At 30.2% G+C, this 8,986-nt stretch carries 10 protein-coding genes; 3 read left to right on the forward strand and 7 right to left on the reverse strand.

Annotated elements, in window-relative coordinates:
- Positions 1–303 precede the first annotated feature (303 nt).
- Positions 304–1,368 (forward strand): NAD(P)/FAD-dependent oxidoreductase, encoded by a 1,065-nt coding sequence (locus tag CD121_RS10400; RefSeq protein WP_070452342.1) that lies wholly within the window; start codon positions 304–306, stop codon positions 1,366–1,368.
- A 214-nt stretch (positions 1,369–1,582) separates the two neighbouring features.
- Here the strand turns inward: CD121_RS10400 and CD121_RS10405 are convergent, their stop codons facing one another.
- Positions 1,583–1,897, reverse strand: a complete 315-nt coding sequence (locus CD121_RS10405) for a YuzD family protein (protein WP_046466500.1) — start codon at positions 1,895–1,897, stop codon at positions 1,583–1,585.
- A gap of 99 nt (positions 1,898–1,996) precedes the next feature.
- Here CD121_RS10405 and CD121_RS10410 point away from each other — a divergent pair, with 99 nt between their 5' ends.
- A complete protein-coding gene (locus tag CD121_RS10410) occupies positions 1,997–2,239 on the forward strand; it encodes a NifU family protein (RefSeq protein ID WP_002433501.1) in 243 nt (80 codons plus the stop codon).
- A gap of 170 nt (positions 2,240–2,409) precedes the next feature.
- Here CD121_RS10410 and CD121_RS10415 read toward each other — a convergent pair whose 3' ends face one another.
- A complete protein-coding gene (locus CD121_RS10415; protein WP_046466499.1) occupies positions 2,410–3,264 on the reverse strand; it encodes a LysR substrate-binding domain-containing protein in 855 nt (284 codons plus the stop codon).
- A 134-nt stretch (positions 3,265–3,398) separates the two neighbouring features.
- On the opposite strand from CD121_RS10415, the gene CD121_RS10420 reads away from it, so the two are divergent.
- The gene (locus CD121_RS10420) at positions 3,399–4,391 is read left to right on the forward strand and encodes a YeiH family protein (protein WP_017637450.1); all 993 of its coding nucleotides are present in this window, start codon (positions 3,399–3,401) and stop codon (positions 4,389–4,391) included.
- Between the two features lie 68 nt (positions 4,392–4,459).
- Here CD121_RS10420 and dltD read toward each other — a convergent pair whose 3' ends face one another.
- Genes dltD through CD121_RS10445 form a run of 5 tightly spaced genes read right to left on the reverse strand, consistent with a single transcriptional unit; the run spans position 4,460 to position 8,739 of the window.
- Positions 4,460–5,653 carry a D-alanyl-lipoteichoic acid biosynthesis protein DltD gene (dltD, locus tag CD121_RS10425; RefSeq protein WP_029055600.1) on the reverse strand — a complete coding sequence of 398 codons (1,194 nt, stop codon included), beginning with the start codon at positions 5,651–5,653 and terminating at the stop codon, positions 4,460–4,462.
- On the reverse strand, positions 5,650–5,886 hold the full coding sequence (gene dltC, locus CD121_RS10430; RefSeq protein ID WP_017637452.1) for a D-alanine--poly(phosphoribitol) ligase subunit 2: 237 nt from the start codon (positions 5,884–5,886) through the stop codon (positions 5,650–5,652). The genes dltD and dltC overlap by 4 nt, the downstream gene beginning before the upstream one ends.
- A gap of 17 nt (positions 5,887–5,903) precedes the next feature.
- Complete coding sequence (gene dltB / locus CD121_RS10435) at positions 5,904–7,118, reverse strand: D-alanyl-lipoteichoic acid biosynthesis protein DltB (RefSeq protein WP_046466497.1); 1,215 nt, start codon at positions 7,116–7,118, stop codon at positions 5,904–5,906.
- Complete coding sequence (gene dltA, locus CD121_RS10440; protein WP_126568195.1) at positions 7,115–8,572, reverse strand: D-alanine--poly(phosphoribitol) ligase subunit DltA; 1,458 nt, start codon at positions 8,570–8,572, stop codon at positions 7,115–7,117. Before dltA ends, dltB begins: the two co-directional genes overlap by 4 nt.
- A gap of 14 nt (positions 8,573–8,586) precedes the next feature.
- A complete protein-coding gene (locus CD121_RS10445; protein WP_017637455.1) occupies positions 8,587–8,739 on the reverse strand; it encodes a teichoic acid D-Ala incorporation-associated protein DltX in 153 nt (50 codons plus the stop codon).
- Positions 8,740–8,986 lie beyond the last annotated feature (247 nt).

Raw genomic sequence — 8,986 nt, forward strand, 5'->3', positions numbered from 1 at the left:
AGTTATAATATTATAACAAACTACCAGTTGTTATGACTATCTTTGAGCTTAAAATGTTAAAAATAGAAATTTTTACAAATAAAACAATATATTCAATTTCATTCGATATATGTTTGTAGTCAATTTGAAAAACCGATATAATAATCATATAAATACATAGTCTTATAAATAAGATGTTAAGGGGTTATTCTTTTCATCATTTTAAGGGGCATAATTGCATAAAATGACATTAAATAAGTGTCTTTCTAAATCAATTGCACACTTATTTATAACAAGATTTTTAGGATAAAGGGGTATACTAAAATGAAAAATATTGTTTTATTAGGTGGGGGTTACGGTAATATGCGCATCATGTCTCGTATATTGCCTAATTCATTACCAGATGGTTATAGGTTAACATTAATCGATCGTATGCCATTTCATGGCTTAAAACCTGAATTTTATGCACTAGCTGCTGGAACAAAATCTGACAAAGATGTTCGTATGGAATTTCCTGGAGATTCTAAAATGAATACTGTCTATGGGGAAATTAATGAGATTAATTTAGATGAACAAATTATTTCAGTAGGTAATTCAAAAGTCGATTATGATGAGTTAGTGATTGGTTTAGGTTGTGAAGATAAATATCACAACGTTCCAGGTGCTGATACATACACACATAGTATTCAGACACTATCAAAGGCTCGCGAAACATTCCATAGTATTAGTGAATTACCTAATGGGGCTAAAGTTGCTATTGTCGGTGCTGGTTTAAGCGGCATTGAGTTAGCAAGTGAGCTAAGGGAAAGCCGTGTTGATTTGGAAATTTTATTATACGATAGAGGGTCTCGAATCCTAAGAAACTTCCCAGAAAAATTAAGTAATTATATTGCAAAATGGTTCTCTAAACATAATGTAACAGTTGTACCTAACTCAGTTATTGATAAAGTTGAACCAGGTAAAATATATAATAATGGTGTTCCTGAAGATGTAGATTTAGTTGTGTGGACAGCAGGTATTCAACCAGTTGAAGTTGTTAGAAATTTACCAATTGATATTAACAATAATGGTCGTGTTATTTTAAATCAGTATCATCAAATTCCAACATACAAAAACGTTTATGTAGTTGGGGATTGTGCAGATTTACCGCATGCACCAAGTGCTCAATTAGCAGAGTTACAAGGTGAACAAATTGCTGATGTCATGAAAAAACAATGGAATAATGAGCCATTACCTGAAAAAATGCCAGAACTTAAAGTTCAAGGCTTCTTAGGTTCACTTGGTGATAAACAAGGATTCGCTTATATCATGGATCGTACCGTTACAGGTAGACTTGCTTCCATCCTTAAATCAGGCGTACTTTGGTTATATAAATATCATAATGGTTAAAAATATAAATTAAGACAGCCTGAGACATAAATCAATGTCTCAGGCTAAAATTTTATATTGGCAGTAGTTGACTGATTTGAAAATGCACTTGTATCAAGCTTTTTTCAATTCTAGTCAACCTTGCCGTGGTGGGACAACGAAATAAATTTTGGAAAAATGTTATTTCTGTCCCACTCCCTCTTTTTCTATAGATAAAAATTAGACATTTTAATATTTAAAAATGTTGCTCCACAAATTGTGTTATTTGTTTCGTTTGAATATATCCATCTGCCACATACTCATCGTTCATAGTAATTAATGGATAAAATAATTCATCTTCTTGAATACGTTCAATAAATTGTTGATCATGATCTGTTAAATTTTCTGTATCTTTTTCAATATCGATATATGTAAATTCAAATTGATGTTGTGGAAATTTTCGCTTAAGTAATGGTTGTAACCAATCGAATGTATCTTTTGATGTCGGTGCATTAACACAACTCGCACATACAATATCTGCCCCATAAACAACAACACTTATTTTAGTCATTGAAATCCCTCGTTTTGATTTATAGATTTTTCGTTCTTAATCTATTATAATGTACTAATAATGATAATGAAATAATATACTTGAAAGGAGACATATCTCATGCCTACTGAGAATGCGACAATGTTTGATCAAGTAGCTGAAGTTATAGAACGTTTACGTCCATTTTTATTACGTGATGGCGGCGACTGTACATTAGTTGACGTTGAAGACGGAATTGTTAAATTACAACTACATGGTGCTTGTGGTACATGCCCAAGTTCTACAATTACTTTAAAAGCTGGTATTGAACGTGCTTTACACGAAGAAGTACCTGGTGTTATCGAAGTTGAACAAGTATTCTAATTTGTTTACAAGTAATTATTTACTTTGTTTTACAAATTATGAAAATCTTCATATATTATAGATATTTAAGACATAGTAACCACTCAGATGGATTGAATTCAATCATTTGAGTGGTATTTTTATGTCTCTGAAATTTTGGATTTGTTTTATTTTTATTAAAGTTAATAAAATCATTCTTTTTTCGTTTCATCATTATAATATTGGCATTCGAATAGATCTATGATGGCTTTTAAATTATTGTCCACGTATTTATCTTTGTGCTTAGTAAGGTAGAAATTACGAAACACGTCTAACTCGATAGAAGCAAGCACTTCTTTTGGTTCTTTTTCTAATACTGATTTAGAAATTACTGTAAATCCCTTACCTGCTTTTACCATATCTACTATCACTTGATTTGAATTAATTTCCACCAAATAAGGATGCAATTCTAATCTAGTTAATCCAATTTCCTGATACACCCTTGTTCCAGATCCTTGTTCTCTCACATAACATACTTGATTCTTATCAAAGCCTATTTGCCTATTATAAATTAAAACCATTTCATCTTGGGAAATACATGCTAAATCAAGTGTGTTATCTTGAATTTCACGTTCAATAATGCCAATATCAACAATATTATGTTTTACATTATCTATGACCGTATCTGAATTCATTAAATAAGCATTAACATGTAAGTCTGGATATTCATTAGCAACTTTAATTAATTTTTCAGATAAATATTGTTCGCCGTATGTGTAACTACTACCTATCGATATTGATCCAGCAATAATATTAAGGTCATTTTTTAGATCATGCCATAACTCTTGTTCAATATTTTCACGTTGCAACGCATAACGTAGAATCTTTTCTCCATCTGATGTTAAACATATTGTTGGCCGAGTAAACTCAAAAATTTTAACATTATATCTTGCTTCTAATCTTTTAATATCTCGACTAATCGATGGTTGAGATGTATATAGATTCTCGGCCGCTTTAGTAAAATTAGCTGTTTTGACCACTTCTATTAATACTTTGTAAGGATCCATGTACTTTCTCCTTGTTCTATACTCATTTATATTTTTAATATGATTATAACAAATTTGATATAGATAGTATGTTAAATATTTATTTAACGATATAATTATGTAATGCTAAACTTTTCGTAAAGGAGGAACATGTCATGAATAAAATTAAGGATAAGCACTTTATTATAGGTATCTTATTTACATTTATCATCGCAATCATAAGTCTTGTATTATCTAAATTACCTGTCCTTAGTCAAATTGGCGGTTTATCAATCGCAATTCTTATTGCTATACTTTATCGACATTTCAAAGGATATCCAGAAGATTATAAAAGTGGAATAACATTTTCATCTAAATACTTATTAAAAATTGCGATTGTCTTTTATGGTCTCAAATTAAATATCGATGAAATATTAGGACATGGTGGTCAATTATTATTAATGGATGCGTGCGTTATTGTTTTCAGTATCCTATTCACCTATTTTATTAGTCGCATAGTAAAAGCAGATACTTCAATAACAACATTATTAGGCGTTGGTACTGGTATCTGTGGTGCAGCCGCTATCGCAGCAATAGCACCAATTATAAAATCAAGAGACAAAGATACAGCTATTAGTGTCGGCATCATTGCATTAGTAGGGACTGTCTTCTCATTAATTTATACATTTATTTATTCAATCATTCATATCTCCCCTGTACATTTTGGTATTTGGTCTGGAACTAGCCTTCATGAAATTGCACAAGTTGTTTTGGCTGGTAATTATGCTGGGGTAGAATCTCTTAAAATAGCTTTATTAGCAAAATTAGGACGTGTATTTTTATTAATTCCAGTTATATTAATATTTATTTTTATTGTGAAATTTAAGAATAAAAATGATAAACAAGCACACCATATTGATTTTCCGTATTTTTTAATTGGATTTATATTAATGGCATTAATCAATACATATATTCCTATCCCTCACGCATTATTAAAAATAATAGAGGTAGTAACTAATATTTTCTTATTAATGGCAATGGTTGCATTAGGATTAAATGTATCATTCAAAGATTTAAAATCAAAAGCTTTAAAACCGTTATTCATAATTATTTTTGTATCTATTTGTTTATCAATTATAAGCTATTTTATTTCTACTTCTTTATTCTAAAAAATACGCCTTTCAAGTATACTTCGATGAACTATTTGTCATCTTAGATTCTTGAAAGGCGTTAATTATTAATTTGATTCTTTTTGTTTGTGTTTGTCTTTATCAACTTGAGGTTGTTTTTTGTCATTCATATGTTTGGCAATTTGTTGATCTACATAGACCCAACCTTTCCAACCAATATGAACCGCGTCACTAATGACATATTTTTCATAATCTTTATCAGTCATATCGTATATTTTACCGCCATTATCAACGACAGTTGAATGAATTTTTTTGTACACTGCTTGGCGTCTATCACTATCGATACCAATATGATCATACCATTTACCATTTGATGGGATACTTACATATTGTACATCTGCGCCAGCTTTATTCATTGTTTGAACAAGTAATTTTAAATCTTGGAACTCTGGAGAATTAACGTTAAATTCATAATCACGATTTATTTTACGTTTATTTTCTTTGATCAGTTTCCAATATGGGTCTCTAATATGATAATCATTAGTTTTGGTATTATTTTTACCAATTACTTCTGCTTTGTCTTTCATTTGGCCCCATGATGCTTTTTCATCAGTTGCAGGTTTAACATGAGATAAAGGTGGTTTAGTGATAGAGAATAATGATTTAATTGCTTCAATCTTAATTAATTGATTTTCTTTAAATGCTGAAATATAGTGACCTGATACATTATGTGGATCTTTAGCAACTTTTCTTAAATACGCTTTGTTATGTACATGCGGGAATTGCAATAAACGTTTGGCATAACGTTGTTTCAATTCAGCAGGCATATTTTTTTGATTAAACATCGTGTTAATTTGATTTTGAGACATACGAGCATCAAAGTTTTGGTTTGTTAATCCATGATTAGTAAACCATTGTGGTGAGATAATAAAAGTTAATTTTTTACCTTTTAAATTATCATACTGAGATGCAAGTTCTACTGCATTAATTAAATCTGTTGACCCACCAGTGCCTAGTAAAAATACTGGTTTATCTGAATTGTGCTTATTTAACGCAATTGCTGGATTAAATGGATCATCTTTACCTAATTCACTTGAACCATAAACTGGATAATATTTATCCGACTTATATAGTTGATTTTGAATGAGCGTGCCTTTTAATACTTGATCTGTTAATGAAATTCTATTATTAGCAAGCGTTTTATCATTAATTAGCCCTGTAAATAATTGTGCGGGTAACAGAACAAATATAATAAATATAACGCCGCTAATTAGAATGGGTAAAAAAGGTTTTAATTTCATCGTAGTTCTTCTAATGCTTCCACAATTTTATTTGGTGTAGCCCACTCATCACGATCAAAGTCCATAATAGAAACTTCGATATCTAATTTATTTTGAATTTCTAATAATAAACCTACTGTTTGGAAAGAATCAATAATACCTTCTTCGAAAATTTCTACATCTGGATTTTCTTTTACAATATCGTTTTCTGCAACCTCTGCTAATAAGTCTAATACTTGTTCTCTAAATTCCATAATTAATTACTCCTTTATTAAATAAATTTACCTGAGAAAATTAAAAAGCCGAACGTTACAAAATGGAATGTGATGACAACACTTAACGCGTTAGTCCATTTATTTTGCCAACGTGGAGGATGATTTTTTCTCCATTTTTCATAATAACCATAACCTATAAATAATGCTGCATGGTATAAGCCATAAATAATATAATAAACTTCTAATCCGTGCCAAACTCCCATGATAAAGAAATTAAGGAAGAAAGCCATGTTTGACATAGCCAATTGACTCTTAAACATCTTCTTACGAGACATATAAAATAATGATCTCATATAAATACAGTCTCTAAACCAAAATGATAAAGTCATATGCCATCTATTCCAGAAATCTTTAATATTTTTAGATTGGAAAGGTTTATTAAAGTTTGGTGGTGTTTTAATACCATATAAATAACTGAGTGCTATGGCAAATAAACTATAACCTGCAAAATCAAAGAATAGATAGAAACTGTATGCATACATATATAACCACATATGAGTAAATCCATGTAAATTCATTTGTAGTGGATTGATCGCATATACTTGAATGAAGTAAGCAATGATATATTTATACAAGAAACCTAACATAATCATGTGAATTGCTTTTAAAACTAATTCTCTATATTCCCCACCAGTTGGTACCTTTTTGTCATCTTTAACAAAACGTTTATATCTATCAATTGGTCCAGATGAGATAGTTGGGAAGAATGAGATAAATTGAATTAATTTGCCAATTTTGATTTCTTTAATTGAACCATCTCTGATTTCCATGATTAGTTGAACACTCTTAAAAGTAACGTATGAAATACCTAAGAAACCAACAAATTCAATTAATTTACTTTCATGGAAATGAATTTGATGCCCACCTAACCATGTACTTTGTAATACTTTAACTAGTGCTAATGGCAATATTGACAGAACCATGATAATCACAAATTTTGAAAAAGTATTATTCTTTTGTCTAGATTTATAATAAAACATGATTAAACCAACTTGCCAAATAACATATATGATAAAACTGATTAATTGAACACTTAAATACTTTTGACCAAACAAATTATGTTTATCTGATGAAAATATCAGTATAACCATTATTGCTGTCGTAATACCGTTATATATATAGCTTCGCTTACCTAAAAAGCCAAGAATTATAACAGGAATTAGTACAATGAATGAAATTAAGAAGAATGTAAACGTGCCATAAGGTATCATCCGTTAACAACCTCTGCAATCTTCTTACGATCTAGTTTACCATTAGATGTAAGTGGTAATTGTTCCATCCAAACAAACTTTTGAGGAATCATATATTCTGGTAAGCGCGTTTTAAGTTCATCTTTGATGTTCTTTGTCATTTGTCTGTCATCTTCTACTTTTTCAGTTGCAACAACAGCTCCTATAAGATGAGTTACTTTGTCATTTTTATAAACAGGAACTACAATAGCTTCTCTAATTAGTTCAGAGTCTCGTAATTGTGATTCTATCTCTTCCAATTCCATACGGTAACCATTCAATTTGATTTGGAAGTCTATACGACCTTGAATAAACCATAAACCATCTTCTTCTTTAGCTTTATCTCCTGTGTGATATGTTCTCACTCTATCTTCAAAGTTAAACACGGCAGTTGTTTTTTCTTCATTTTTTAGGTAACCAACACTTACACTTTGACCTTGAATGACTAATTCACCTTCATCAGTTGTCGTTAATTTAGTGCCAGGTCTTGAAACGCCTACTGGAAGTGGATTATATTGCTTTAGAATCTCTGGCGTAATTTGTATACTAGTCACCGCTACAGTAGCTTCAGTAGGACCATAAGTATTATATATAACACCATTAGGGAATCTATCAACTAATGCTTTAGCTGTTCTGTGTCCAAGAATTTCTCCACAGAAGAAGAAATGATTTAAACTACCATATTGTTCTTCATTTAATGTTGGTAGTAATAAGCACATTTCAATAAATGATGGCGTAGAAACCCATATGTTAATCGGCGTAGCTAATAACATATCATTTAATAGTTTTGGTTTTTTAATCATGTCTTTATCAACAAGATTTAAAGTGCCACCAGAAACTAAACATGGGTAAATTGCCATAACTGATAAATCAAATGAAAATGGCGCTTGGTTCAACCATTCTTTCCCATTACCTAATTGATTCAATGAATTCATCCATTCAGCAAATTCAACAAGACTAGCGTATTCGATCTGAACACCTTTTGGCTCACCTGTAGAACCTGATGTGAAAATAGTATATACAACATCATTATCCTTCATTTGACTATCAAAAATAATTGAGTCTTGTGAATTAACAACATCTTCAATCGTAATCATCTGTACATGTTGATGATCTAATTCATAATCGGTTGTGTTAAAAATATATTCTGGTTGAACTTTATTGATTATCATCTTCACTCGCTCTTCTGGTACAGATGTATCGATAGGCACATAGCCGCAACCTGCTTTAATCGCACCAATCATACCTACAATCATATAAGGCGACATATGACCAAATAAAATCATAGGTTGTTGACTGCCTTGTAATTGATGTGCAAGCTTACTAGAAACTTCATCTAATTGCTTATATGTTATTTCATCAGTCGTATGTCTAACTGCTACTACATCTGGTTGTTCTTTACTCAGTTGACTGAGAATATTAATAATATCTGTCATAGTTTTCTCCCTCATTAAAATTCATTATAAATGAAGTTATTATGTGTATCTCCACTACCATATATTAAATATAAAGCGATAAATATTGCTAAATATAATAAAGTTAAAAGATACGGCTTCATTGCTAGGTAATATTTATTCGTAGGTTCCTTACCTTTAGTTTTCATTGGGCAACTCTCCTAAAATTTACTTATCATAAACCAAAGTTCTTAATCGTCTGTATTCAATGTAAATAATTTTAATATATAATAGCTGTTTTATATTTTGTTTTTACAATTCATTATACTCATGTTTCGAATAAAATTCAAAATTATTTTTAGCATAAAAATTTAAGTTAATTACTCCAAGTTGCGTAAGCTATAAATATAGTATGAGCATATTACTTATTGAATAATATTATTTTAAATCTTACAT

Origin of the sequence: Staphylococcus pasteuri, from assembly GCF_003970495.1 — a bacterium.
In the GTDB taxonomy this organism is placed as follows: Bacteria; Bacillota; Bacilli; order Staphylococcales; family Staphylococcaceae; genus Staphylococcus; species Staphylococcus pasteuri.